The sequence below is a fragment of the Mycobacterium angelicum genome, from assembly GCF_002086155.1.
Taxonomy (GTDB): Bacteria; Actinomycetota; Actinomycetes; order Mycobacteriales; family Mycobacteriaceae; genus Mycobacterium; species Mycobacterium angelicum.
In genome coordinates this window covers 1-660 of record NZ_MVHE01000237.1, presented here as the reverse complement: position 1 = coordinate 660, position 660 = coordinate 1, and the positions used below count along the sequence as shown (strand labels likewise).

Annotated in this window: 1 protein-coding gene; it reads left to right on the top strand. The window is 80.9% G+C overall.

The features are described from left to right. Positions 1–660: hypothetical protein (locus BST12_RS35180; RefSeq protein WP_211281414.1), on the top strand; the 660-nt coding region annotated here is incomplete at both ends.

The following is a 660-nucleotide window of genomic DNA, read 5'->3' as shown; positions in this document are numbered from 1 at the left end:
CCGGCGGAACCACTGGCACCACCGGAAAGGCCGGCACCGGTGGCACCGGCGGTGTGGGTGGCGCCGGCGGTGGTGGCGGCGCAGGCACGGATGCCGCAGCAGGCAGCGGCGCCACCGGCGGGACCGGGTTTGCCGGCGGCGCCGGCGGACAAGGCGGCCAAGGCGGCGACTCCGGTGCGGGCGGCACCAACGGCTCCGGCGGCGCCGGCGGGGTCGGTGGCAAGGGCGGCAGTGGCGGCGCCGGCGGTTCGGGTGCCGACAGCACCACCGGAGTCGGTGGCACCGGCGGCGACGGCGGTGTCGGCGGCGCGGCCGGCGCGGGTGGTGGCGGCGGCAACGCGGGCACCGGCGGAACCGGCGGCACCACTGGCACCACCGGAAAGGCCGGCACCGGCGGCACCGGCGGTGTGGGTGGCGCCGGCGGTGGTGGCGGCGCCGGCACGGATGCCGCAGCAGGCAGCGGCGCCACCGGCGGGACCGGGTTTGCCGGCGGCGCCGGCGGACAAGGCGGACAGGGCGGCGACTCCGGTGCCGGCGGCACCAACGGCTCCGGCGGCGCCGGCGGGGTCGGTGGCAAGGGCGGCAGTGGCGGCGCCGGCGGTTCGGGTGCCGACAGCACCACCGGAGTCGGTGGCACCGGCGGCGACGGCGGTGTCGGCG